This is a genomic window from Myroides sp. A21 (assembly GCF_000807225.1).
GTDB classification, from domain to species: Bacteria; Bacteroidota; Bacteroidia; order Flavobacteriales; family Flavobacteriaceae; genus Flavobacterium; species Flavobacterium odoratimimum.
On the sequence record NZ_CP010327.1, the window covers coordinates 86,096 to 110,261 of the forward strand.

The 24,166-nt window shown below is 33.4% G+C and carries 34 protein-coding genes; 12 read left to right on the forward strand and 22 right to left on the reverse strand.

All coding sequences use genetic code 11. The features are described 5' to 3' along the window. Position 1: 1 nt before the first annotated feature. The 7 genes from MYRA21_RS00405 to MYRA21_RS00435 all read left to right on the forward strand — a co-directional run bounded on the left by MYRA21_RS00405 (position 2) and on the right by MYRA21_RS00435 (position 5,823). Positions 2–235 carry a hypothetical protein gene (locus MYRA21_RS00405; protein WP_039328126.1) on the forward strand — a complete coding sequence of 78 codons (234 nt, stop codon included), beginning with the start codon at positions 2–4 and terminating at the stop codon, positions 233–235. Position 236: 1 nt separating this feature from the next. Then, positions 237–1,766, forward strand: coding sequence for a hypothetical protein (locus MYRA21_RS00410; RefSeq protein ID WP_052237517.1), 1,530 nt, complete (start codon positions 237–239; stop codon positions 1,764–1,766). 1 nt (position 1,767) lies between these two features. Beyond that, complete coding sequence (locus MYRA21_RS00415; RefSeq protein ID WP_039328128.1) at positions 1,768–2,190, forward strand: phage protein Gp36 family protein; 423 nt, start codon at positions 1,768–1,770, stop codon at positions 2,188–2,190. 2 nt (positions 2,191–2,192) lie between these two features. Further along, positions 2,193–3,449, forward strand: a complete 1,257-nt coding sequence (locus tag MYRA21_RS00420) for a hypothetical protein (protein WP_052237518.1) — start codon at positions 2,193–2,195, stop codon at positions 3,447–3,449. 89 nt (positions 3,450–3,538) lie between these two features. Further along, a complete protein-coding gene (locus MYRA21_RS18640) occupies positions 3,539–4,756 on the forward strand; it encodes a phage minor head protein (protein ID WP_052237519.1) in 1,218 nt (405 codons plus the stop codon). 69 nt (positions 4,757–4,825) lie between these two features. Next, on the forward strand, positions 4,826–5,326 hold the full coding sequence (locus tag MYRA21_RS18645) for a phage virion morphogenesis protein (protein ID WP_052237520.1): 501 nt from the start codon (positions 4,826–4,828) through the stop codon (positions 5,324–5,326). Positions 5,327–5,328: 2 nt separating this feature from the next. Next, positions 5,329–5,823, forward strand: coding sequence for a hypothetical protein (locus tag MYRA21_RS00435; protein ID WP_039328131.1), 495 nt, complete (start codon positions 5,329–5,331; stop codon positions 5,821–5,823). Here MYRA21_RS00435 and MYRA21_RS00440 read toward each other — a convergent pair. The 19 genes from MYRA21_RS00440 to MYRA21_RS00520 all read right to left on the reverse strand — a co-directional run bounded on the left by MYRA21_RS00440 (position 5,820) and on the right by MYRA21_RS00520 (position 16,017). After that, positions 5,820–6,038, reverse strand: a complete 219-nt coding sequence (locus tag MYRA21_RS00440) for a hypothetical protein (RefSeq protein ID WP_039328134.1) — start codon at positions 6,036–6,038, stop codon at positions 5,820–5,822. The two genes, MYRA21_RS00435 and MYRA21_RS00440, sit on opposite strands and share 4 nt — an antisense overlap. 51 nt (positions 6,039–6,089) lie before the next feature. After that, positions 6,090–6,611, reverse strand: coding sequence for a hypothetical protein (locus MYRA21_RS00445; protein ID WP_144246089.1), 522 nt, complete (start codon positions 6,609–6,611; stop codon positions 6,090–6,092). A gap of 74 nt (positions 6,612–6,685) precedes the next feature. Next, positions 6,686–7,129, reverse strand: coding sequence for a hypothetical protein (locus tag MYRA21_RS00450; protein ID WP_052237521.1), 444 nt, complete (start codon positions 7,127–7,129; stop codon positions 6,686–6,688). Continuing rightward, entirely contained in the window at positions 7,126–7,464 is a 339-nt protein-coding gene (locus MYRA21_RS00455; RefSeq protein ID WP_039328140.1) for a hypothetical protein, read from the reverse strand. The genes MYRA21_RS00450 and MYRA21_RS00455 overlap by 4 nt, the downstream gene beginning before the upstream one ends. Before the next feature lie 282 nt (positions 7,465–7,746). Then, complete coding sequence (locus tag MYRA21_RS00460) at positions 7,747–8,190, reverse strand: hypothetical protein (protein WP_039328143.1); 444 nt, start codon at positions 8,188–8,190, stop codon at positions 7,747–7,749. 2 nt (positions 8,191–8,192) lie between these two features. After that, positions 8,193–8,489, reverse strand: coding sequence for a hypothetical protein (locus MYRA21_RS00465; RefSeq protein WP_039328146.1), 297 nt, complete (start codon positions 8,487–8,489; stop codon positions 8,193–8,195). Then, entirely contained in the window at positions 8,476–9,438 is a 963-nt protein-coding gene (locus MYRA21_RS00470) for an RNA-directed DNA polymerase (RefSeq protein ID WP_039328149.1), read from the reverse strand. The genes MYRA21_RS00465 and MYRA21_RS00470 overlap by 14 nt, the downstream gene beginning before the upstream one ends. A 215-nt stretch (positions 9,439–9,653) precedes the next feature. Further along, on the reverse strand, positions 9,654–10,037 hold the full coding sequence (locus MYRA21_RS00475) for a hypothetical protein (protein WP_052237522.1): 384 nt from the start codon (positions 10,035–10,037) through the stop codon (positions 9,654–9,656). Positions 10,038–10,042: 5 nt separating this feature from the next. After that, on the reverse strand, positions 10,043–10,504 hold the full coding sequence (locus MYRA21_RS00480; protein ID WP_052237523.1) for a hypothetical protein: 462 nt from the start codon (positions 10,502–10,504) through the stop codon (positions 10,043–10,045). Beyond that, a complete protein-coding gene (locus tag MYRA21_RS00485; RefSeq protein WP_039328152.1) occupies positions 10,485–10,736 on the reverse strand; it encodes a hypothetical protein in 252 nt (83 codons plus the stop codon). The genes MYRA21_RS00480 and MYRA21_RS00485 overlap by 20 nt, the downstream gene beginning before the upstream one ends. Positions 10,737–10,738: 2 nt before the next feature. Further along, entirely contained in the window at positions 10,739–11,377 is a 639-nt protein-coding gene (locus tag MYRA21_RS00490; RefSeq protein WP_039328155.1) for a DUF3164 family protein, read from the reverse strand. A gap of 5 nt (positions 11,378–11,382) precedes the next feature. Further along, a complete protein-coding gene (locus MYRA21_RS00495; protein ID WP_052237524.1) occupies positions 11,383–11,622 on the reverse strand; it encodes a hypothetical protein in 240 nt (79 codons plus the stop codon). Beyond that, the gene (locus MYRA21_RS19115) at positions 11,603–11,758 is read right to left on the reverse strand and encodes a hypothetical protein (RefSeq protein WP_200888299.1); all 156 of its coding nucleotides are present in this window, start codon (positions 11,756–11,758) and stop codon (positions 11,603–11,605) included. The genes MYRA21_RS00495 and MYRA21_RS19115 overlap by 20 nt, the downstream gene beginning before the upstream one ends. Beyond that, a complete protein-coding gene (locus MYRA21_RS00500; protein WP_039328159.1) occupies positions 11,758–12,093 on the reverse strand; it encodes a hypothetical protein in 336 nt (111 codons plus the stop codon). Before MYRA21_RS00500 ends, MYRA21_RS19115 begins: the two co-directional genes overlap by 1 nt. A 13-nt stretch (positions 12,094–12,106) precedes the next feature. Next, positions 12,107–12,748 carry a hypothetical protein gene (locus MYRA21_RS00505; RefSeq protein WP_039328162.1) on the reverse strand — a complete coding sequence of 214 codons (642 nt, stop codon included), beginning with the start codon at positions 12,746–12,748 and terminating at the stop codon, positions 12,107–12,109. Next, entirely contained in the window at positions 12,726–13,589 is an 864-nt protein-coding gene (locus MYRA21_RS00510; RefSeq protein WP_039328165.1) for an AAA family ATPase, read from the reverse strand. The genes MYRA21_RS00505 and MYRA21_RS00510 overlap by 23 nt, the downstream gene beginning before the upstream one ends. Positions 13,590–13,591: 2 nt before the next feature. Beyond that, the gene (locus tag MYRA21_RS00515; protein WP_039328168.1) at positions 13,592–15,592 is read right to left on the reverse strand and encodes a DDE-type integrase/transposase/recombinase; all 2,001 of its coding nucleotides are present in this window, start codon (positions 15,590–15,592) and stop codon (positions 13,592–13,594) included. A gap of 36 nt (positions 15,593–15,628) precedes the next feature. Then, complete coding sequence (locus MYRA21_RS19070; protein WP_158437102.1) at positions 15,629–15,805, reverse strand: hypothetical protein; 177 nt, start codon at positions 15,803–15,805, stop codon at positions 15,629–15,631. 5 nt (positions 15,806–15,810) lie between these two features. Beyond that, a complete protein-coding gene (locus MYRA21_RS00520) occupies positions 15,811–16,017 on the reverse strand; it encodes a hypothetical protein (protein ID WP_144246090.1) in 207 nt (68 codons plus the stop codon). A 77-nt stretch (positions 16,018–16,094) separates the two neighbouring features. Here MYRA21_RS00520 and MYRA21_RS00525 point away from each other — a divergent pair, with 77 nt between their 5' ends. From MYRA21_RS00525 to MYRA21_RS00550, 5 genes are all read left to right on the forward strand, one after another. Further along, a complete protein-coding gene (locus MYRA21_RS00525) occupies positions 16,095–16,796 on the forward strand; it encodes a hypothetical protein (protein WP_039328173.1) in 702 nt (233 codons plus the stop codon). A gap of 6 nt (positions 16,797–16,802) precedes the next feature. Then, positions 16,803–17,039, forward strand: a complete 237-nt coding sequence (locus MYRA21_RS00530; protein WP_039328177.1) for a hypothetical protein — start codon at positions 16,803–16,805, stop codon at positions 17,037–17,039. A gap of 986 nt (positions 17,040–18,025) precedes the next feature. Beyond that, positions 18,026–19,150 carry a hypothetical protein gene (locus tag MYRA21_RS00540; protein ID WP_039328183.1) on the forward strand — a complete coding sequence of 375 codons (1,125 nt, stop codon included), beginning with the start codon at positions 18,026–18,028 and terminating at the stop codon, positions 19,148–19,150. 226 nt (positions 19,151–19,376) lie between these two features. Next, positions 19,377–20,045, forward strand: coding sequence for a hypothetical protein (locus MYRA21_RS00545; protein WP_039328186.1), 669 nt, complete (start codon positions 19,377–19,379; stop codon positions 20,043–20,045). Positions 20,046–20,478: 433 nt separating this feature from the next. After that, positions 20,479–21,366, forward strand: a complete 888-nt coding sequence (locus MYRA21_RS00550; protein ID WP_039328190.1) for an AraC family transcriptional regulator — start codon at positions 20,479–20,481, stop codon at positions 21,364–21,366. Between the two features lie 62 nt (positions 21,367–21,428). On the opposite strand, the gene MYRA21_RS00555 is transcribed toward MYRA21_RS00550, so the two are convergent. From MYRA21_RS00555 to MYRA21_RS00565, 3 genes are all read right to left on the reverse strand, one after another. Next, complete coding sequence (locus tag MYRA21_RS00555; protein ID WP_144246091.1) at positions 21,429–21,878, reverse strand: hypothetical protein; 450 nt, start codon at positions 21,876–21,878, stop codon at positions 21,429–21,431. Between the two features lie 43 nt (positions 21,879–21,921). Further along, positions 21,922–22,725: a phospholipase A gene (locus MYRA21_RS00560; protein ID WP_039328193.1), complete on the reverse strand. Its 804-nt coding sequence runs from the start codon at positions 22,723–22,725 to the stop codon at positions 21,922–21,924. Between the two features lie 103 nt (positions 22,726–22,828). Next, positions 22,829–24,103, reverse strand: a complete 1,275-nt coding sequence (locus tag MYRA21_RS00565; RefSeq protein WP_052237526.1) for a TolC family protein — start codon at positions 24,101–24,103, stop codon at positions 22,829–22,831. Positions 24,104–24,166 lie beyond the last annotated feature (63 nt).

Below are 24,166 nucleotides of genomic sequence, written 5' to 3' on the forward strand. Positions count from 1 at the left end.
CATGTTTAAAAAGATTTTAAATCTAATGGTCAACAGAGCACCACTGAGTCAATGGAGATTAGAAATAGGAGCCCACTTACTTCGTAAGGGAGTTGGGTTTGAAGTAGGTCAAGTTATTAAAGAAAAGAAACTCGATCACAACAGGTATAAGGTTAAAGTAATCACCAATATGTTTTTTGATTTCAACAAAAACGAAATCACACATACTACTGCTAACAAGGTAATCAAGAACTAAAATGAAAAAAAAGGATAAAGATGCATTAGAGCGCTATAAAAAGCGACTGGAATTAAGTGCCAACTCTGTGCACTTAAATCCTTTTGAAACAGAAGCAGAACGCAATCGCGAAATGGCATTAGCCAAAAAGAGTTTTAAGGCTTGTGTAGAGAGATATTTCCCTCATTTTGCCACTTGCGAGGTACCTGATTTTCATATTGATTTAGCTAATAAAGCAAGGGCTAACCAAAAGATTAAAGCCTTTTTAGAATGGGGACGTGCACAAGCGAAGTCCGTATTTGCTGATGTACTATTGCCGTTTTGGTTGTGGATTAATGGTATTGATGTTTACCTTGTTTTAGTAGGGAATAACAAGGATAGAGCTGAACAACTACTCGAAGATTTAAGAGCTGAGTTTGAAGCCAATCCTCAAATTATAAATGACTTTGGTGTACAGCACAATCCTGGCAATTGGGAGTCAGGCTTTTTTGTCACTCGTAGTGGTTTTGTAGGACAAGCTTTAGGGATGGGACAGTCTGTCCGTGGTTTGCGTGTCAAGTCAAAAAGACCTACCATAATCGTAATGGATGACTGCGAAACCAAAGACTTAGTACAAAACCCAGCACGCCAAGAAAAGATTGCTAAATGGGTAGAGCGAGATCTACTGCCGACTATGGATGGAGAAGTCAGAATGTTCCTATATGCCAACAATAGATTTGCTCCTAATATGGTGCAAATCATTTTACAGGAACGACACCCTGATTGGCTTGTACACCGTGTGAATGCCTACGATCCTGTTACATACGAACCTCGTTGGAAAGCAAAGTATGCCCCTAATTATTTTAAAGAACTAGAGCAAGAGATTGGAGTGTTAGCAGCACATGCGGAGTATAACAATGAACCACATATTGAAGGAACTATTTTCAAAAATGATGACATACAGTATGCACCTTTACCGCGTTTAAACACCTTTAAAATCATTTTTGGGTATTGGGATGTTGCCTATGCTGGTACGAAGACTTCTGATTATAATGCAGTCGTGATTCAAGGCGTTAAAGGACGTGACTTTTGGGAGATTGATTGTTTTGTCAAGCAGTGTAAGATTGCAGAGGTATTAGATTATATGTGTATTACACAGATTGGTCTTCCTGCATCTGTTGTCATTCATTGGGTATTTGAAGCTCAGTTCTGGAATGATGCCATTGAGGATGCTATAAAACTTGCTGAGAAGAAATATGGCATTCAGTTAAATATCATTAAACGTAAAAACCCGGGTATTAATAAGTATGACCGTATTCTGTCTTTACAGCCATACTATCAAAATAGAAGGTTCTTTTATAATGAGAAGTTAAAACACAAAAGAGATCATCAAGTAGCCAAAGGACAATTGATGGGAATAGAACCTGGTTATAAAACCAAAGACGATTATCCTGATGCCAAAAAAGGGGCAACAGACGAATGCCAAAAATACGCAGTAGATGATTCAGGCAACAATACAGCCGCATACAAATCTACTACAGGTAATTACAATCAATCTTCTAACAGATGGTAATATGATATACATAAATAAAGAGAACCTAACCACGCACTCCTATGAAAGATTCATTGAGGAGTCAACTAAGGATGATCCTTTAGTAATAGATCGTGCAGAGGCAGAAAATATAGAAATTGTCAAGAGTTACTTATCTAACAGATACGATGTCGATAAGACATTTAACCATGACAATCCTATTCATAGCCCTTTACTTGTTAGAATTATCACCAAACTGACGTTGTATGATGTTTTTCGCAGGAATGCTCCTCGAAAAATCAATCAAAGTACTATTGATGATTACGAAGAGGCTATGCGACAACTTAATCAAATCAGTACAGGGCGTATAGTGCTAAATGAATTGCCAAAGCCAACGGATGAAAACGGAGCTACTAAATCAAATAGCATCTATGGAAATAATTCAAACAAAAACTTTTATATATAAGTATGAATTGGTTTAAAACATTAAAAACAAAAGCCTTTGCCTATGTACTAAATAGAACTCCACTCAGAGATCTAAAAGTATATGCACGAGCCAAGGGCGACTCATACTCTAATCAAGTACAGTATCAAGCCGAAAGTTTAATGGCAAAGAGTTTGGATGACTGGAGAACAGCTATCCTGATGGCTACAGATCCTGATACACCTGATAAGAGCGAATTAGCTTCACTCTATAGAACCCTTTGGTTAGATGATCACTTAGCCAGTACTGTAGATTCGCGTATCCTGTTCTGTCAGCGTTCGCCTTTTAAAATGGTGAACGATGCAGGCAATGAGAATAAGGATATTACGTGGTTTTTTGAACGTACGTGGTTCGAAGAGTTTATTCGTTTAACATTGATGAGTCGTTTTGAAGGGACTAAAGTAATTGAGATTTGGGAATTAGATTCGAATGGGGAACTAATGGAAGTCGAAGAGATTCCAATGCAATATGTTAATACAAAAAAAGGCATTATTCTAAAGTCTCCTGGTGATCAAACAGGATGGGATTTTAGAACAGGTAAGATGGCTGACTATTATATCCAAGTAGGTAAAGACAAAAGTCTGGGTATGTTGGCTGATATGACACCTAACTTACTAGCAAAAAAGTTAGGAGTTGGTTCTTGGTTGGATTACTTGGAGAAGTATGGGGTTGGTAATTTATTCATTACCACAGACCGTGAAGATGATGCACGTTTAAGAGAACTAGCTGAAGCTGCTGCTAATTATAGGGCATCAGGATACATGGTTGGTCGTGGAAATGAAAAGTTTGAGATTAAAGGAACGGAAGGGGGAAACCCTCAGAACTTTGACTTATTCTTAGAGCGTATTGATAATGGAACTTCTAAACGTATCCTTGGTGGTTCTGGACTGACTGATGCAAAAGCCTATGTGGGTTCTACAGAGATTCAGTTTAAGCTGGCTAAAGATAGATTTGAATCGGATAAACTACTTTTAAAGAACGTAATTAACCAGCATTTAATTCCTCGTTTAATTAAGTTAAGCCCAGTTTACGCTCCACTAAAAGGGTATTACTTTGATTGGGATAACACAAAATCGCAAAACCCAACGGAGATAAAAGAAATGATTTCAGCCTTAGCTCCTCATTTCGAATTAGACACAGAAGAGGTAAGTCAAAAAACGGGATTCAAGATCTTAAACCAAAAGAGTACTAACACTAATTCTGAACAAGAAGCTAAAAAAAAAAGCCTGAACCTGAACTAACAGCTCTATGGGATAAGATTAATTCACTGTATCAGAATCTGTGTTGTGAGCACAATCTTATTGCTTTAGACTTTTCTCAGTATGACAAATTGATTGACAAGATTGCAAGAGATCTACAACAAGGAAAAATGAAGCCTTCTGATCTTAACCAGGATCTAATCACGCAGACGTATAATGATTTGTCTGAAGGTGCAGGCAAAGGTTATGGCAAAGAGTGGGGTAAGTTCCCTGGGGATAACAAGGGGACTTTACCTACTGAATTAAAGAAGAACATATACTCATTCTCTTGTGCCAAGACATATACACAGCTTGAAGCCATAAACAAGTTATTAGTTACTGCAGATGGAAGACTTCGCACCTACCAAGAGTTCCGTGAGGGGGTAAGAGCATTAAACAGGCAGTTTAACGAGAACTACCTAAGGACAGAATATAATACAGCTAGATCCGCTGCTCAAATGGCGCAGAAGTGGCAAGGCTTTTTAGAGGCACAAGACTTATTCCCTAACTTGGAGTTCCGCACGGTGGGCGATGATAGAGTACGCCCTGAGCACATCTTATTAGATGGGATTATACAGCCCATCGAATCGCCATTTTGGAAGGATCATTTCCCTCCACTGGATTGGAGTTGTAGATGTGATGTAATGAATACTGCTGCAGATCCTACACCTGTTAACTATGACAAATTACCAAAAGTGAACTTCAAAGGGAATGTAGCTATAGATGAGGAAATATTTACCAAGAAAGCAACCTATTTTAAGCTATTAAATACAGACACAAATGCAGTGCGTAACGCTGAACTAGCCAAGCTAAATGCTCCTAGTGAAGTGGCGTATAAGGCAGGTAAGAAAGCCTTGACGATTAACATCTTTGCTGACAAAACGGATCTAAAGCAAAACATCGCAAGTAGTAAAGTGATTGTTGACAATCTTAAAAAGAATGTAAACATCAGACCGCATTTAGATGAGAACATTGCTAATGGGATTAAGAACCCTGAGTTATTAGTAGATAACAAGGTAGCTGATCTAAAAGTAAACTTTAAACAGGACAATTATAAGGGGATCAAAAACGGATTAAAAAGCGCCAAGAAACAAGGTACTTCTACAGTTGTTTTTGATCTTACCAACTCTTTCAAAAATCTTGATATTGTGATTGTAAATAGGATGATTAAAGGAGAAGTAACCAACAGTACGTCTAAATGGTTAAAAGAAGTAATTGTAATATACAATAACAGAGCAATTGAAGTGAATAGGGATGATATCCTACAAGGAGTGTTTTTAACTGAGCTTAAAAAGCTAAAAGCCAACTAATAATAGTTGGCTTTTAGGTCCGAGCTTGACAAACATTGTTTCCCTCACTCATTGCAAATATACAAAACTATGAGCGAATTACAAACACCTGATTTCGCAGCTATTGCTGAAGGTTTAAAAAAAGATGTTAGAATATATGCCAGAGAGAGTTATCTAAACTGGTTTACTGAGAGTTTTAGAAGACAAGGCTTTACAGATGTATCTTTTGTAAAATGGCAAAAGAGAAAGAAACCCGACAGAAGACAAGGGGGAGCTATACTGATAGACACTGCCTTTTTGATGAAAAGCTTAGCTGTACTTTCAGAGACAGAGACAACAATTGAATTCGGAACTCATGTGCCTTATGCTGCAGTTCATAATTTTGGTTTAAGGGTACGTGCCATTCAGTATGTTAAACCACACCATAGAAAAATAAAGAATAGTGATAAGAGGATGCAGGTGCAGCGACATGCTCGTAAAGTTGATATCAAATATCCAAAAAGACAATTTTTAGGATATACCCAAAAAGGAAAGGAACAAGTTGACATGTGGTTATTTGCTCAGATTCAAAAACGTTTTAATACCAAATAATAATGCAAAATTTTGTAGAACTATATAAAGAGCTTAGTAATAAATTAATAAAGATTGAACAGATCCAATGGGTAGACCTTTGGAATGATCAAGTCACTAACTTAGAGATGGAACATCCTTTTCCTGCTCCAGCCGTATTCTTAGCATTCAGATCTCAACAAATGGAGGATGTGGGCACGAATGTTCAAAAAGTACTAATGCAAGTAGATGTGTTTTTCTTCTATGAGACCTTTGCAGATACCTATCACGAGAGCTTTAACCAATCGGATGCCTTAAACTTCTTGGAGATAATGGATAAGATTAATAAAGTACTACATGCATCCAGTGGAGAGAATTATTCCTCTATGCGTAGAATAGCTTTCTTTCCTCTTGATATTGGAGGAGGAGGGAATCTTTGGAACATTACTTATGAGTGTATTTGTATGGATTACTCATCTACTCCTGAGTATGAGGAAGGCGAATTTAAAGGAGTAGAGGTTATTACTTTTGATGTTTAAAGCAAGGTTAACTGATTGGCGATCTTCTTGTGGATAGAAGTTCTACCAAATACTATATTCTCTACAGTCTTAGGTGATTTGTAGAATTTTACTGCCACAGCATTTAAGATCCATTCAGTCGTGTGCTTCTGTACACCAAACTCTTTTATACTACATAGCTTATCAAATTCCTTTTTGATATCCTTGTGTAGTCGTATTGTTACCTCTCTTGCCATATCACAAATATAGGGCAAAAAAAAACACCCATCAAGTGGGTGTTTTTTACTTTAATTTATATGGTTTATCTCCCAAAATCCTCTATCGCCTTTGAAATAAATTCCATTATATTTATCTGAGCCTTTCTTAGATAAATCTTCAATATCTACATTACTATTGAAGTACTTTTTCCAATAAGGGAATAATGTCAAATAACGACCTTGTACTTTTCTAAGTTTATATGTAGTTACACCCTCTTTTTCTAAATTAAGATCTTCACCTTCACTACCTATTACAAAAGCGAAAGTAATAGCTTTTTTATACAATTTATTTGGATAGTCCTCATCTATAGCAAACTCTTCATTACTTATACTCTCAGGTATATACTTCACAAAAAAGTAACTTCCTTTACTAATTACATCAGCTTTATATAGTTTAAGTGGTACATCAGAATACTCCAGTATAACCTTAGATAAGTTTATAGCATCTTCAGTAGTATAAATAGGCTCTTTCAATTTTGCTAAGTATTCTTTATCCTGTGCGAACGTGATCAGTGTCATAAACACACATAGTACTGTAATAAGCTTTTTCATATTATTCATTTTACTTCACAAATATACAAAAACAAAAAAAAGAGCTAACTAACTAAGCAGTTAGCTCTTTTACTTCAATCCTCATCATCAAAATATCTTTGATTGATATAGGTACTAAAGTGTGCTTGTGCCTCTTTACTTTTAGCAATTCGTTTATGATACTTTGGTATATGTAGAAAGCATTTAATTCTATCAGCATCATTAAGTTTATTCCATTGCTTTTCTGCAAACACCCTTTTGACTTTGTTATCATATAGTTTCCATATTGCTTCAAAGTCAAGTACAGGAAGATTCTTTTCTATCTCGAAGTTATTCTTCAGTCTTTTGCTCCACTCTTTAATAGTTACTTCTAAATAAGGAAAGTTACCTTGAACAAAGAACCATTGAAACTGCTTTTCAGAAAGCACACCTTCCATATTCTTAAACTCATTTAAAAAGCCGTTTAAATCATATTTAAACACCCAAACATTAATTGAGTTTTTGCTGCGTATCGTATAGGTTGTTAACTGTTCATTCATACTAATTTCTGATCTAATTCATTAATCAACTTACTTAACAAAGTATAGTGTAATTGATTTGTTTCTCTAACATAGGTCATCATTCCTATTAAAAGCTCTTTCAGTGCCCAAGCTTCATGATACTTAAACTTAGTACTATATTTCTTTTTAGAATCAAATATGGACGTTTGTCTTTCTATTGTTCTACATTTCTTTTCAAAACGATCAGAAAGTTCTAAACCAATACTCACATATACTTTGTTTATTCCTTTGGAGTCTTTAATGGTATTAACTAAACTAATCCATCTCCCCAAAGCAATCAATGTATCTGTACTAATTTTTATCTTTACTTCCATACTATGTTTCTACAATTGTTTCAACTATGATACCACATCTATCACATATCACATTGATAGTCTCCACAGTGCAATTACTTGTTATCACTACACCATGTTTTGTTCCTTTGTGTTCGCACTCTCTGCTAACTACCCACTGTTCACTATTAACCTTACTATCACTCATCATCTTCATTTACTAGCCAATAAGTAAAAAACATCCCAATCAAAAAGCCTACTAAAAGAGCACCGCAAATACCAGCTAAAAAATATAAACTATCAATAACCATATCCATACCCATTTTATTTATATCTCTTTTTCATCATTCCTTCTAATGCTCCAATAACCTTACTCAACTCAATAGAACTCATCTTTTTTAAAGGCTTTTGAACAGGTGATCTTTCACTCTTAAGCCATTTACTTAGTTTATTGATATCTGCTACATCACGTCCTTTAACTTCTACAGTCAACCTCAATTGCCTAAGTAAACTAAGAATATATTTGTGTTTGGAGTTATCCTTGTCAAACAGCCCCCAGTTCTCTGTTTTCTGTTCCTTATTTCCATCTACATATTTTCTACCCCCTTCCTGAACACTTAAAATCCTCTGTGCTTGTTCATAGGATAAATCATTTAGACTTGTCTTATTATTATCCGAAGTAGCCCACTGGACTAATTCCTCTTTTATCCCAATATCGAAGCCACAATTCTTACGAATTCTAAACTTCTGTTGTTTTGTTGCTTCCATAATTATGTAAATTCTAATCGTTCGCTTTCTCTAACTATTGTTGTTCTAAAAGGAAAGTTTTCCTTTGGTACTTGTTGAATCATATCCTGTAAAACCTTTGACCCTGTAAATACAATGTGTTTAGTGTCATTTCTTGAAATTTGTAATGTCAAAAGCTTTGTTCCTGCCTTTACTGTTGAATCTTTGATATCATAGTCATGTACTATAATCTCAGTATTTAAGATTCTATCCATCTTTATCTTGTCTCCAGTGAAGCCTATTAAACTTGGTTTGATATTAAAATTTTTAAAATTGTTCATTTGGTATTAATTTTCTTTGTAGTGTTTTTGAATTACAATGTTTTAACCAACCATTATAAGATGCTATTGAAGCTGTATTAGGGTTACGCTTTAACATCTTTGCAAAGTTTTGCTTGATACTTTTTCGAAGTCTAACATGTGTATGATAGTGAACATATCCTACGAAGTCTATTCCTCTTGATGCGACAGGGAATACTTGCCAATTTTCTTTTACATCTAGTTTTAAAGACTCTTTAAAGTGTGTTTTAATCATCTTTAAGAGTTGATGTAAGTAATACTTGTCATGATGAAGTATAACGATGTCATCTGCATATCTGAAGTAATATTTGACATCTATATTCTCTTTTATCTGATGATCAAAGTAGGATAAGTAAAAGTTTGCTAGATACTGACTCAGATAGTTTCCTATTGGAAGACCTTGTGCACTGTCAATAATCTCATCTAGTAGCCATAAGAGGTCTTTGTCTTTAAACTTCCTTCTTAATAGCTGTTTTAGGATATCATGATCTATACTCGGATAGAACTTCTTTATATCAAGCTTTAAACAGTAGGTTGTTTCTTTCTTGTTCTTTAAAGCTTTTCTAAGGGCAAATGAAGCTGCATGAATACCTCTTTTCTTAATACAACTATATGTATCAGCTGTATAAGTCGAAACAAATATCGGTTCTAAGACATTCATAATAGCATGATGAGTAATTCTATCAGGAAAGTATGGAAGTCTGTACACTTCTCTTTCTTTTGGTTCATACACTTTAAAAACACTATATGATGAAGTTTTATACTCTTTATCTTTCAACATCCTATGAAGCTCTAGTAAATTCGATTCTTTGTTCTTATTGTGAAGTCTAACACCATATTGTTTTGACTTTCCTTTCTGTGCTTTTAAATCTGCTTGTTTTAGATTCTCAACACTTATTATTGTCTGAAATAAATTACCTATTCTTTTCATTGCCTTTGCTTTAAAAAAGGTCGCTTTCGCTCACGCTACCAACGCCCTTGAAAGATTTTTAATTTTTTACCTAGAGGTAAGGTTTACAATATTTATTTTGAATTGCTCAGGTGAGAGCTGACATTCGAATTCGTATTCCAATTATCGTAGTCGTTGTACGAGAACCCGACACCCGAAGGAGAACTACAGCTACAACATTGTACAACCTATATTTCTTATTCTATTACAAAGTAATCCTTGTATAAGCTCTCAAATTGCTTTCCTGCGTACTCTGCCAATTCTCTGTTCTTAAAGCAAAGGCGAGAGCCGACATTCGAATACGCATTCCAAGTATCGCAGCCGTCGGACGAGAACCCGACAACCGAAGGAGAACCCATTTCAAACCATGGATAATACTTTCTTTCATTCCAATTGTTCCAATCAGGTTTCCAGCCTTCATTTAATGCTTCAGCTATGATTACAAGTTTTGTATGAGCTGTTAATGCTTTTAAATGATGTTTAAGCTCAATTGGTAATCCTATTGGCATTACATCTATGTTAACTCCTAATGCTTGACAAGCATCTTCAAACGTTTTTATTTTATCTGTTATAGTATTCATTTCTATTAATTGTTAAGTGTTAAAAAATCTTTGTATATATCTGTAAACTGTTTTCCTGCATACTCTGCTAATTCGCTGCTTTTAAAGCAAAGGCGAGAGCCGACATTCGAACCCGCATACCAACGATCGTAGCCGTCGTACGAGAACCCGACACCCGAAGGAGAACCCATTTTAAACCATGGATAGTACTTATACTCATTACTATTAGACCAATCAGGTTCCCAACCTTCATTTAATACTCCTGCTATTAACTTTAGCTTTCTATAAGCTAATTCATCAGGTAGAAGTTCCTCACTAATCTCATTAAAGTACTCTAAGGTCATATTCTTCTCCTTAAGTACATCCTCAAACGTTTTAAGGCGTTCTTTGATATCTTTAGGAAGTGGTTCAAAGTTTACTTCTCCTGTTTTCTCATCAAAAGACTTAATCTTAAAGCCTTCTGGAATGTTAATTTTTAATTGGTTCATTTTTATTAATTTTTGATTCAACATAATTTTCTACTTGTTCTAATACCTCAGAAATACCATACTCATTAAAGTTCTTCTTGATAGAGAACTTATCTATTCCCATTGTGTCCTTGTGATTAGGAATAAGAGCTACCCTTAGATTATTTCCATTAAAAATCATCAAACTATAATAAAATCCTTTATCATTTAGAGTATTCAAGTAACTCACTAATGCGTTTAAACTATCCTGCATAACTATAAACTTGAAAAATTCAACAATACATTAGTCCACTTGCCATCTTTATCTTTAATCTTGAACTCATACCCATAACCACGTAGATGATTAGAGAAGCTTTCTTTGATAAGTCTTAAACCTTCTTTCCATCGTGGATCATCGAATTTATCTTCATGAGAATACAAGTCCATCACACGAGAGTACTCCAGTTCTCCCTTCTCGTTACGCTGTAAGAAACTCATTAGTATTTCATACATCTTTGTATCTCGTTTCTTAATCGCATCCCCTAAGAAGTCTTTAATAAGATCTACAGCCTTAGTACTTCTTTCATCCCATGCAGGCTCAGTATCTCGACGTCTCTTAAGTTGCATGGTATTATCAGAGTTACTAATAGTAAAACCTCCTTTGCTTGTACTTCTTATCATTCCATATTCAGAGATTAAAGTTGCCTGTTCATCCATTAATTGATGCACTTGATTCTTAAACTCCTGAATTACCTTATTCAAATTTATAGCAGCTTCAACACAACTATTAACAGTATAATCCCTTTTACTTTCATACTCCTTTTTCTTCTTAGCAAGATCTGCCTGTTCTGCTTTCTTGCGTTCCTTTAGCATTTGCTCCAACTCCTGCGTTGTCATATCCTTAATATCTTTCATATCTCTTATTCTATTATTTCTGATTCTACTTCTTTCTCTTTTATTGAGTCCATAATGTTCTCTATCTTCTCTTCTAAGTGTAGAGGTATCTCATAAGGTCTTAACTCATTATAAGAACCTTTACTAAGAAGATATCCTCTTTCCTGATTGATAAGTATTCTTTCACATACTGTCAGCATTTCAGTTTCACTGGTGATATACAATACTTCGTGTAAAAAACTAAGCCTATTTAATTCCTTGCTCATTTTGCTCTAATGTTATTAGTTGTTGTTCTAACTCTTTCTTATCCTTTAGTACTAATGTATAATTAGTGTGATGTGCATTATTAGTCAACCAATAGTCTAGTTCACTAATCTTATTCTTTATTTGTTGTTTTGTCATTAGTTCTGATTTAGTATTGGTTGTTTACTCTTTTTATATTTAGGAATCAACGCCCCTGGATAACTTTTAAAGATTTGATTAGTGATAGTTGCATAGAACTCATTTTTAGCAGATGCATCTAATCCTTTATATTCTTGTATCTCTTTAATGAATTGCTCTTCTAAGGTTTCATAAGTATCTTTAAAGTACCTCTGTATAGGTTTACTTAATAGTGCCTGTTGTAGCGAATATGCTGTTGGATTAAACCCTATACACCAATCTACAAAGCTGTGTAACACTATTTCATCATAATAAGTAGGAGTTACTTCTAATAGTTCTATAATTGTCTTTCTCATAACTTATCTGTACTTACCCTTTTGATAATAATTTCATTCTTTGTGCCTCATATCCTTCATCCCATATTATATAAGACTTACCTGTCTCGAAGCGGTTCTTCTCAATACGTGCCTCAAACTTATCTACCTTCACACGAATATCTGAATCAAAGCTTACTGCCTCTGCTACTGCACCTATTGGAGTATCTCCACGTCCCCAGCTTATCCATATAAAGGTAGTTTTTGGAAACTTTTTGATAAATAGTTCATAGTCTATTGTATTCTTGCCTCTAAAGAAGTACTGTACACTGTCTATCACTACTATTTTAGGCTGTCTTGGTCGGGAAAGTCTTGCTGTCAACTCTTCTAAATTCTCCTGGTGAAAACTAAAGTTGTTTTTAACAGACTTAATGTTGTTTCTTTCTAAGGCTAATACAAAACTCTTTTTCATTCCCTCTTCTAAGGTGTTGTAATGCACTTTATAGTACCCACACAACATCTTGACTAATTGCAATACATAAGAGGTCTTTCCTTGTCCACTGCCTCCATAAATAAACCAACTACTACTTCCTAACTGTGGACTTCCTAAGTGTTCCTCCCATGATTTATCGACTGTAATATCCTTAAACTTCTTGCGTTTGGCATCTTCGTAACTATATGCTCTTGGTACTTTCATTTCTTAAAAAGTATTTCTCTATATCTAATCGTACTCTTCTTAAATCTCCTTGACTATTGTTATATACAAAATGGATATACTCTTCATCTGTCACACCATTAGCACTGCATATATTATTTACATCTTCTAAACTAAACTGTGGTAAAGAGATATAGTTTGAATTAATCCTACTCTTTAACTCTCTGTACCCGATCTTGTCATACCTACAACCAGCTTCTATTCGTTTCTTTAAGGCTGGTACTCCTGATAGAATAAAGCCACATTCTTTGTAAACTGAATCGTGTATATCAATAACTAAATCAAAACTACGTTCGCCAAGCTTGTCCATCTGATCAATAACTACTATTGGTTTTATACCGTTGTAACTGCATTTCTTTAAATAAGAAATAAAGCGTTCTATTAAGGTATCTGTTGTTCCATTATCATCAAGTCCAGCAGCTCTCACTAATTCTTTTACATACCTTGTCTTTGTCCAGTATCGCATTACTTCTACATAAATTACAAGTGGGTATTCTTTCGCATAATCCTTATAACTATGTGTCTTTCCCGCTCCAGCATTATGACTAACACACACAGTTGAACTCTCTGTTTGAACAGTCTTTAAAAGGTCTTTTAAGAGTCTGTAATTAACTGTTTCACCTGTTTGCCATCCAAATTGAATCCCTAAGTTGATTCGTACTTTATTCCACATCTCATCTTTGATTAATTCCCACTTGCCATTAATCATTTGGCTCAATGTTCCTGCACTGATATCTGCTTTTACAGCCAATTTATTCTGAGAACTCTTAGCAGCCATAAGCTTTAGTTGCTCTACAATCTTGGTTTTTTGTGTATTTTCCATAGTTAATAAGTTTCGTATAGTGATATTATATTCTCTCTTGATTCTGCGTATGCTCTTCTACCTTTTTCTACATCTCCACCTTGTTTAATAATAAACTCTTGTTCTTCGATTAAGGTATCAGGCGTAATACCTGTTTTATATCTAATTGCCGCTAATGCCATAAGATCGCGTTCTCGCTCAAGTGCCTTAACATTGTGATCATTGACATAGTTGTCTCCTTCTTTTCTGAATCCATGTAGTCCATGCTTGCGTTTTGGTTCTGCATTGGCTACAAAAATGATATTGCCATCATAGTCCTTTTCGAAGAGTTGAATATATCCATCCATAAAATCAGGATCAAAGCGCACGATGAATTTCTTGTTGACATTCACACGTCTAAACTCTAAGTCAACATTGCCATCAACATCATACACTTCATAGATATACTTGTGATCTCCTAACCACATCTCTAATCCATGTGCTTTGTAGGTTATAGGGCGTTTTGCCTCTTCTATCCACATCTTATCCACGATATCTACTAGACTTAAAGGTTCTTTTTTATCCATTTCTTGTTGATACACCTCATTGCGACTTAACTTCTTTTGATGTGGATGTTTCCTGTTATTCCAAATGTTTACAACTGCCTGCCATGCTTCTACTAATTCATCTGTAGTCTTAAGGAAGGCTTTGTTATCATGGATAAAATCAACATTCATTCTGTTATCTGCTCTTCGTACCTTAATACTTTGTCCATCTGAGAACCAAAAACGGTTAATCACTTGTTGTTGTAACCTTCTAAACACACCTTCCACTGGACCTTTAGTTTCCTTTGGCTTATGCGCATGATGAAAACCTCCATCTTTTGCTACTAATTCATTATATAAAGTTTGCATACGTTGACTCTTGTGCCCTGATTGATTATCGTAAGTGAGGTAGTATGGTCGGCACTGTGCTTCATTGACTGCCATCTTCACAGCTCTAAAGTGCTCGATGTGGTTCTCACTAAATCCTAAACTCCAGCCAATGATCTTCTCACTATATACATCGATTACCACATCTACTTTTAATGCACTTCCCATCTTATTAGTTGATGGCTCCCATATATGTATCCAGTCAAGTTTAGTTCCATCTATACTCCAGTAGTAATTCGGATATAGTTCCTCTTTGTTGATAGATAAACTATAGCCATACTTCTTATGGTATTCTTCTATACTATGTCGCCCAAGCATCCATATTCGCTCTTGTGCTGGCTCCATAAGCCAGCGGTATATTGCACTCTCTGTCAAACTTGCCCATCCCTTCATATCTGCTAACTGATTGTAGCGTTCTGTCAGCTCAGGTATTTTGACTTTATTAGGTTGTGCATACATAGCTATTAAATAGTCTGCGATATCTCCCTTGATTAGTTGTGCATTCTTGCGTCCTTCTCCTTTGTGTATAAAGGTTGCATAGCCTTCTTTCTGATAATCCTTGTACTTAGTTTGCAGTCGTCTTGGATTCTCAGGTAAACTGTGTTTGTAAGTTCTAGCAGTTACATCTCTTTGACTCACATTAACCAAGTCATTCACTGCTTCACTGATATTCTTCCAAGCATTCGTTTTGTTTTTCCCCCAGGTACTATTACTTACTTTAGGATTATCTATAATTACTTTAATCGCATTGAGTATAATCGCATTAGTTGTCTTTTCTATCTGATCCTCTGCACTCAAAGGCTTACCATCAGGTTTGCGATGTGAAGCAAAGAATCTAGCAGCATTGATATCAGGTTCTATAAAGTCTAATAGCTTATTGCGTACCACTACTTCTTTTGGATTGCCAAGTTGTGCTATACATATCGCCTTTAAATCATCGTCTAAGTCGTAATAACTTATCATTGCCTCATTTCCTTTTCCTCTCCCTTCTCTTGTCTTAACAAGCTTCCCTCTTTGTACATAACTTTTATATGTATTGTAGCTCATCTTACCAAAATCCTCATACAACAATCTCGCAGGAATACTCAATACATTATTTACATATTCATACATATTTACATTATTGGTTAGTTACTATTTTTACTCTGTTTATTCTACTATACGTATTGATGAGTTTGCTGTCACATGTTTGCCTTTATAGTATTTCTTTTCTAAGAAATTCAGAATATGTTCTGAAAATAAATCAAGAAGTTTCACATAATCTTCTTCTGGAATTTCAACAGGTAGATTAACTTCTATTTCATATTTAACCTTTATTCCTTCCATACTGCTTAGATTATACTGTTTAACACCACGTCTTGTACTTTCTTTAAGGCTATAACTGCTTTGTTATAGTCTTTTTTTACAGCGTCAGCAGTCTGATTATCTCTGACACCACTCAAACACTTTCGAACATAATCCTCAGTAATTCTGTATTTCTTACTTAGCTGAATGATAACAGTTTGATTATATTCATTACGCTTTTTTATTTTTTCCATATATTTACTCGTTTTTACTTTTTGTCCTTTTGTACAAGACAAATATAATGAGATATCTCACAAAATAACAAATCAAAATGAGAGAAAATTCAATTCTTAAAGAAAGAATTTTACAATACCTTGATTACAAGGGAATTAAAAAGACCAATTTTTACGCTGAAACAGGTGTTTCTAATGGTGTCTTATCACAAAACAATGGTTTATCAGAAGATAACTTAATGAGATTTCTCAATTTTTATACTGATATTAATTCAAATTGGCTACTAACAGGAGAAGGAGAGATGTTAAAGTCTGATACTCCTCTTACATCTAAAGAACCAGCTCCTAAACGTAACCTAATTCCTTTGTATGAAGATGTACAGTCTATAGGGGGTACAGCTACAGTTGCTAACACTGATTCTGTTTATCAAACAAGTGAGTTTATAGATGCTGGTGATTGGTTTACGGGTGCTACAGCTGCTATAAGACATTATGGGGATAGTATGACAGAATACCCAAGTGGGTGTATACTTGCTCTTAAAGAAGTAATAGACCGTGATTTAATCATTTGGGGGCGTAACTACTGTATAGAGACCGCCGAATACAGAATAACAAAGAAACTTTATGATGATGGAGATACTATTGCTGCCATTAGTACTAATGAAGAAACCTATGGTAGTAGTGGTCGATTAATACACCCTGAGATCACTATTCCTAAAAAAAGCGTTAGAAAAATGTTTCTTGTTCTTGGCTATGTAGTTAAAGAATATTCAAACGGACCTGTATTTATAAATAACTAAACATATATGGAAAACTGGGAAAAAGAGTTCAGAAGAATAATACATAATCCTATTTACTTTTTAGATATGTACTATAACAAAGTACAAGAGGAAACAGTAAATCTAACAGATGAAGAAAAACAGGAGTATTTCGATAAATATAAAGGAGCCCCTTTGTTTAGAACACTTGATGACTTCAATAATTATAATGATCGACTTGAGAAGTATAGAGCTGAAGGATATAAAGATTGGGAGATACTTTAAGAGTGATGTAGTGTACAGGTATATTTATCATATCGGATGTGTGATATAGTGTAGGGAGGGTGTGTTTAATAGATTAATGGTCTAAATAACTGATAATCAATGATAACGTATTGTTTTAGCTGTTTTTTTAGTGTCATTACACCCCATTGCTTTACACCTTTTATATGTTTTAGCGTATTAACCTATGTATAATCGACTATTCGTTTCATACTTTTTAGGGTATATTTTGCATCCCTAAGTGCATCCCTAACCGCACCCCTAATACCTTTCACACGACACTTTATAGAGTTTGAACAGTATTAATATGAATCCCCTTTATAAGCCATTTAAACGGTATTCATACATTCTTTAATAAGTATTTAAACACCATAAAAAACGCCGTAAGAGCCTATTTTAAAGCTTTTACGGCGTTTTTTATACCTCTCTAGGTATCTATATGGTAGTAAAACCGTTTAAACGTTTAAACGGTTCTTATTTTATGGTAGTAAAATGGTAGTAAATGTACATTTCTATTAGTTTTCATTTTCGACCTTTTTTATAGCTAAACCCTTGATTTTATTGGGTTTTTCGACCTTTTTTATATCCTATATCTATGTACATTTCTATCTAACCCCTATAGGAGTAAGTGTCTTAATTGAAAATACTAACTCGGAAATTGTTCATCAAATTTATGATGAAAAAAACAGGAAAGAATTATCACAAAAGTTTGCATCATATTGGATAAATTATCGTGATTTTAATATTTATATTAATAATAAAAAGTTAGAATTTGAATCACTAATTAAAAATAGTGATGAAACAGAACACTTAGTTCATACCGAAAATTTAACTCACAGATTTAAAATTAAAGTAATTGAATGGAATTTTGACATAAAGAAAAAACATATTTATGTAATAAACAAGGAATTCCATTTAGAGAAACTAATCTTGGAATTCGTTCGTCAATTCCAATCTCAATATTTATTCAATCAATTTATATTGAATCATTGCATCGAGATAACAAAATCGATGTACAAGAATTCGATGAAGTAATGGTAAATGTTATAAATGAATCTAAAAAATTTGCTCGTGAATATTCTAAAAAAAGAATGCATTTTTATTCATCTGAATTTATAATAGAACTTAAACAACAAGGTATTTATCCCTACAAAGAAAAAGCTGAAAATATTATTGAAGAAAGTAAAAGACAAGTATTTGATATTGTTGCATTACAAGTCAACGAATTTTTACCAGATTTTGAAAATCAAGATTTAAAAAGCAAAAAATTTACTCTAACATTAATAAAAGAAGCTCTTGAAAATGATTCTCATAATTTACAAAAAATTCTTACTGAAGTCATTGAACTTCCTAAAGAAAAAAGAGAAGAATTAGTAGAAATTCTAGAAGAATCATCACTATCTACGGTTATAGATACAATGACTGAAATCAAAAATAGATTAATGTTTTTAAATGCTCTTGAAGAAATAATTTATAACAGAGATTTAAATAAAAATGTTCTAGAAAGAAAGCATTTACATAAGATAATTGCTAAAGAAACTTGGATATTTGGTGATGAGTATACATATGGTGTTGATGATTTAACACTAAAAAACGTATTAAAATCATATCTGAAAGATCATCTAAAAAGAGATGACTTTGAAAATATAATTAATTCCGAAGATAATTCGAATTTAGAAACTATTCCTGATGTATGTTTATGGCAACAATTCAGTTTAGGGAGCTCAGGTAAAGAAAACTTAGTTATTGAATTAAAAAGGCCTAATTTGGATGCAGGGTTTCCTGAAAAGTCGCAAATAGAGGGGTATGCAACTGTTGTATCAAGTGATAACAGATTTCCGAAGGAGAAAACAAAATGGAAATTTATACTTTTAACAAAAGACGTTAAAAAAGAAATAAAACCACTTTTATCACAAAAAAATAGAAAATATGGCCATATTCACGAAGGTGAAAACTTTGACGTGTATATTTTATCTTGGGGAGATATCATTAGTGAAGCTAGACAGCGTTTAGAGTTTATAAAAGAGAAACTAAATCTGAATCTAATGGATAATGAAAAAAATCTTGAATTTTTAAGAAAAAAATATTCCGAATATTTGCCTAAAACATTTTAAAAATAAAAACTTACATAAAACATACGTCTTTCAAAAAAGGTGGTTTTTTAAGATTGAAACTTAATTTTAGCCAAATAATAGAAATTTGATTTAATTAGCATTGAATTAAAACTTTTACTTTCAATTCCCACCACTTTGCAAAACGCACACTTGCTATGCATCAACTTATTGAAGACTCTACTAAAAAGAAAACACTGATAACAGAAAATAATAAGTAAAATAGAATATGGACATAATATGGCAATTAACACCTGAAAAAGAAAATATTGACTACACCGATATTGTTGTCAAACTTTCTAATAATGAAGATATTAATCTTAGAGATTATGAAGTTAAACAAGTTAATAACGTTGTTTTTTCATTCAAAGAAGAAATCATTAATTATATTTTGGAGCATGGACTTTCATCTCTCATAAACTCAGAACCTGTTTTAGAGCATCTAGTTGCAAAGGGAGCAACTAAAAACAATATTATTGATGCAATGCATAAATACCTTGACAAGATTGGTGTTGATAATGAATTAATAATTATTGATCCTTATTTTTATGCCCCAACAACTGACACAACATATCCTACTACAATTGAATTGACACTTGACAAATATTTATCAAAAGTTAACACATTACATATAATTACTTATCCGAATAAAGTTGATAAAGCTTTGAAGACTACAATCGAGACAAACTTAAAAACGAAAAAAGCATCACTTAACATTCTGCATAAAACTTCAAATGACTATCATGATAGATTTTGGATTTCAAATAAAAGGGAGAAAGGAATTTTAACAGGTACATCTTTGAATGGCTTCGGAAAAAGATATTCATTACTTGATAGGTTGAACACCTCTGATGTAAGAGACATCGTAGATTCACTTCAAACTCTTGGACTACTATAAAATATTAAATAACACTTAATCAACGAAAGCCAAACGCATAACAAGAATTTTACAATAGTGAGGAAAAACAGCAAAGTTCAACAGTAGTTTTTCGATTAAACTTTTTTAGAATCTTTAAGTACTGAAAGAAAATTTCAGCAATTCTTACCAATTCTTATAAAGTCTTTTTTTTCTTAGTAAATTAGCCAGACAATATCATCTGTTTCAGTATAAGCTGGGTATTTCGTTTCAAACCGTTCCACTTGGGGAAGTTACTTACCTCAACACTTATTATTTTCTAAACGATAAAATACGGCAAATAAACTTGATCCAAGGAAGCTTAGTTTTATTGAGATTGGGATTATAATCAACTAGATTTTAAACAGAGTAAATTCAAATAATAAGTTCGCTTTAAAAAAGTCACAGAAAACTTTATCTTTACAAAAAATGGATATTGAAAAAAAGTATTAAAAAAAACTCTATTAATGACATCCTTGAAGTCTTAGGTGACACACCTCAAACTGAAGGGCTTCATATTTATATAAGCAAGGAAGATATACAAGAAAGCCCCTTTCCCTACCCCTTTCGCTTAGACAGTTATACCCTTATGATTGTATTATCTGGGAGTTCTAAAATTCAATTTAATCTATTGGATTATACCATTCAAGCGAATGATATAGTGCTTATTTCTCCTCACACAGTTACGCATATTAAGGAAATAAAAGATAGTATCTCTCTTATTACTATTAGCTTCAGTATGAACTTTGCCTTAAGTCATAGTCTTAACCGAACTGATGCAAATGCTTTTAGTTTCTTTGCCTCTAAGACAGCACTAAGCCTTAGATTAAAAGATGAAGAAGTAGATAATCTTGTTAAAATTACCTTACTTCTTCATGAAAAAAACACTACTACAAGTTCATTTTATGGTAAAGAGCTTTTAATTCACAGTTTCAATTTATTAATGTATCAAGTTGCAGAAATATATAGTGAAAGATATGCTGAAACCGTAACTAAAATGACACGAAAAGAAGAGGTTACCTCAAAATTCATAAAGCTTCTTGAAGAAAATTTCAAAAAAGAAAGAAAAGTCCAGTTCTACTCTGATGCTCTAAATCTGACGGCTGCACATCTTTCTAAGATACTCAAAGAAGTATCAGGTAAAACAACAGGCGAACTAATAGATGCTGCTATTATTACAGAAGCTTGTATTTTGCTTTCTAATCCTGATTTGACTATATCTCAGATATCAAATGAACTGAACTTTAGCGATCAATCTTTTTTTGGAAAATTTTTTAAAAAACATATCACATTATCTCCATCAGAATATAGGAAAAAAACTTAAAATACTTACCAAAACAAATCTATTTAAACAATTAACTAACCTGCAGTATCTCATCTATTTTCCTATTTCTGATTTTTTATTCCAATGGAGTCAAAAACAAATGAATCATCGAAGTCTATGTAACTATTAGGCATAAAATATGAAATTCCCATGTAACTCGCTACAGCTCCACGTCCTTGTTTTAATTTATTCCCCTGACGAAGGAAGATAATTGGCTTTATTGTCTTATTTCCTCCATAACTAAGATATCTAAATTTACCTCGTAGTGTATCTCCAACAATCTCTCCTTCAACAGTACCTGTATCCTTTCTAGATCGATTGCCATAATTAACCTCATAATTGCCATAGAATCTTTTTTCATACGTTGTTATTTCTAAAAAGGCAGTATCTGTTCCTTTTACTGCTGTATATAAAACTCGTTTTTGTTCTATATCATTGCAACTGAATGTTCCCAAAAGTACAAACGTTCCAATTACTACGTAAATTCCATATTTTAGTATTTCAAACTTCATTTTCTTCATTTTTATCCCTCTTTTATTTTAAAATATTCCTTCATTAATAAAACCTATAAAACGTAGGTTTAATAATAAATCCAATCCTTAGCATTCCTCTCTCTGATTTAAAATCTAAAAGACTCTCGCTATAACCCTGCCACCATTGCAAGGTAATAAGTTGATTTGCACTTTTTGTAAGTCGATAACTAATGCCTGTATTTATACTTCCTTTAAAATCCCAGTCAGCCCCCTTTCTCACTGTAACATCAAAAAACAACCTATCTTTATTTAGCACACATTGCAGGTGTCCCTCTCCATAACCAATATACCTGGGAAGAGAAGGGTTGTTATCAATGAGAAAAGGTATCCAGACCTTAAGACTTATAATTAATTTTGATGAAAATATTCTTGTAAAACCAATTGAAGCAGTATTTATACTTCGTGAGTATATACTGTCACGCCCATTGGACTCATGTTCAATTCCCAAAGTCAACGCTCCAAAAAAATTATCATCCCTATATACAGGTTTTAATAGCACTAGGCTGGGATGATAACTGCTTTCTTCAAATGGACTTGAAGCCTTATAAACTTTCCAAAATGATTTCTGAGTATAAGTCAGGTATGGATAAAAACCCGCGTAAGGTTTATCAGCTAATCGCTGTTTAAAACTGATCTGAAATTTTGCATCCATAGTATTTCTTGAAGCTCTCTGCCCAAGATCGATACCTGTTACAAAATAATTATCCTTGTAAATTGAAAAAGCGGGCAATTCAGTTATGATTTTCTTAATTGAGTCTTTACTCATCGGAATTTGTGCATATCCACTTGTACAAAGAATCAAGAATAAAAAACCTATTTGTTTCATATTAATACAAAATTCGTTTTAGTATCTTAGTCAACAGCTTTTTACATTTTTGTAAATCATAAAAATCTTTACACTACTATTAACCACTTGATACAAGGAAATCTTACCTATACTCTCCAATTGATTTTTTATATTTAGCTTCCATTATTTTATTGTTCGCCTTTGCATCTATAACATCAGCATACGCTTTCTGCCAAAGTACCTGTGCTTTCAATACATCCTCCCCAAGAACAGTTCCCGCCTCAAATAGATCTTGATTTAAGCGCAGATTTTCTTGTGCTTGTTGAAGTGATTTTCTACTGAGTTCAATTTGTGTTACTGATTGATTAAGCATCAACCATGCATTTTGAATTTCTATACTTATTAATTCTCTAGCTTCTTCTAATTCAAATTTTTTAACTTCAGTTTGGTACTCCTGTTCTTTAACTTTTTGCTTTCTTCCTCCCCAATCAAGTATAGGAACCGATAGCGTAATTAATCCTACAAAAGCTTGCATATCATTATTGCCATTAGAAAAGTTAATTCTCTTCCCATAAGAGGCCAATCCATTTGCACTTATAGCTAATGTGGGTTTTAAACTCCCTCCAATTAGTTTACTCTGATACTTCTGGATTTCTACAGTCTTATTTAGCATATTGATTTCGGGGCGTTTATCTATAGCTGTTGTAATATCTGATTGGCTTATAAGTTGTACATCCATAGTAGAATCTTCTTTAATATCAAAATCAACTTCATTCAATCCTGAAATCTGCATAAGATTCAATTTTGCAATGGCAAGACCATCCTTTACTCTAGTTAAATTCAACACCGCTTCATTATGTTGTACCTCTACTTTAAGTAAATCATTTTTGTATATCAAACCTGCATCAAAAGAATTTTGAAGGTCTTTTTTCAAGGTATCTAACAATAGCAGATATTGATTGGCCAGGGTAACTTTTTCCTTTAGATTTACAACTTGCCAATACACCATTTCTGTATTTAGTAATACCTGATCTTCTGTTAACTCCTTTTGGGCATGCTGTAACTCGATGGCAGAACTTGTTATTTTTTTTGAATTCTGAATTTTGTTTCCTGCATATAGAACCTGTGTTAGTGAAACCGAACCATTCGCACTATATTCTGGAAACATATCTTTTAAAGGATCTGATAGATAAAGTCCAAAAACACTAGCATCGATTGTTGGTTTTGCAGCTGCTTTTGCAACAGCATTCGCCGCTATAGAAGCGTTAATATTACTTTGTACTATTTTAATTTTTTTGTTATTCTCTAAAGCTAAAATTTTTATCTCTTGCAATGATAATTGTTGCTGAGCCTGAGCCTGTCCAAATAACAATATCAAAAAGGCTAATAAAAATATTCTATTGTATTTTCGTGTCATGTTTATTCATTTTTAAAACATTCCTGTTGAATCATAAATACCCAACTCAACAGGAAGTTTACT